Below are 1361 nucleotides of genomic sequence, written 5' to 3'. Positions count from 1 at the left end.
GGCAGCGGCGAGCCGTCGGGCCAATAGAGCTTCCAGGTCACACACCATTCGTCGCCTGGCTGCGGCGTTCTGCCCGCCATCTCGACGGCAGCCCGATTGAAGAAATTAATGCGCCCCTTGGCGTCCGTCGTGTAGATGGCTGCTGGCAACGCCTCGAGGAGATCGCGCATGCGCTGCTCGCCTTCACGCAAGCGATCCTCCAGTTGCTTGGTGGTGGTGACATCCTGAGCGACCCGCACGCCATAAAGGAAGCAGCCTTCCGAATCCCGCACCGACGAACTGAAGATATCCAGATGGCGAACGGACCCGTCAGGCCGTAGTACACGCTTGCGAACCGTGTAGTTCTCGATGTCGCCGCGGACTTGCCGCGCGTACAATTCGGCATCTTCGGTCTGATCGTTGGAATCGGTGTAGTCGAGGAAGGTCATCCCCAACAGTTCGTCGCGTTTGCGCGCGGTGATGCGGCAGAGGGAATCATTCACCCGCAAGAAGCGACCATTCTCGTCGGTCTCCGAAATGCCGACGCTGGCGGCCTCATAAGTCGCCGCAAGCCGCGCCTCACTTGCTTGCCGTGCCTCTTCGGCAGCATGCAGTTCGGTGACGTCGGTCGTGAAGCAGCGCGTGTTGACAAACTTGCCGTCCACAATGCGGCTGTTCGAGGTAATCAGGACATGCTTGATCGTGCCGTCGCGGGCGCGCAGCCGGGCAGGGTAGCGCTGCAGCGGCTCACCGCACGAAAGACGCTGGAGAATATCGCCAATCACGGGAGCGTCGGCGTGGAACTCGGCGACATGACGCCCGATATACTCCTCGGGCCGGTACCCAAGCAGATCCAATTCAGCCTTATTGGCGCGAATGATAATTCCCTCGCCACTGACGATGTGAAGGCCCACCGCGCCGTTGTCGAAAAAGTCCTGCAGATCCTGCGTCGTGCGGCGGACTTCCTCCTCGATCTGCTTGCGTCCGGTGATGTCCTGGAAGCAATTGATGGCGCCCTGGATGCGACCAGAAAAGTCGCGCAACGCCCGGATGTTGACCATGGCCGTGAAGCGAGAGCCATCCGGCCGCGCCATTATCACTTCGGCATTGCGCGTCGGCGTTCCCGCGCGAACGGCGGTGGCCATGGGGCAGTCGGCATGCGCGAGGGGAGTTCCATCCAGCAGGTAGAGCTGGTGTGAACCGCAGAAGCGCTCCCTCCCAACATCAGGTGTGCGCCCCCACAGCACCACAGCCTCCGCGTTATAGGCGACCAGCAGCCCCTCCGCGTCACAGAGATAGACTGCGCCCGGAATGGCATCGAGCGCGGCAGCGCCGGCCGCAACCAGGGCCTCGAACTCCGTGGGGCGGTGCCGGGCGGAGAG

Annotated in this window: 1 protein-coding gene; it reads right to left on the bottom strand. The window is 62.7% G+C overall.

Features of this window, described 5'->3' with window-relative positions; all coding sequences use genetic code 11:
* A partial coding sequence (locus IVB13_RS39950; RefSeq protein WP_247492810.1) for a PAS domain S-box protein occupies positions 1–1325 on the bottom strand: 1325 nt, incomplete at its 3' end.
* Positions 1326–1361: the final 36 nt, after the last annotated feature.

This window comes from Bradyrhizobium sp. 17 (assembly GCF_023073515.1).
In the GTDB taxonomy this organism is placed as follows: Bacteria; Pseudomonadota; Alphaproteobacteria; order Rhizobiales; family Xanthobacteraceae; genus Bradyrhizobium; species Bradyrhizobium canariense_D.
Note: the sequence above shows the minus strand (reverse complement) of the source record. Positions and strands in the feature narration are given on the sequence as shown.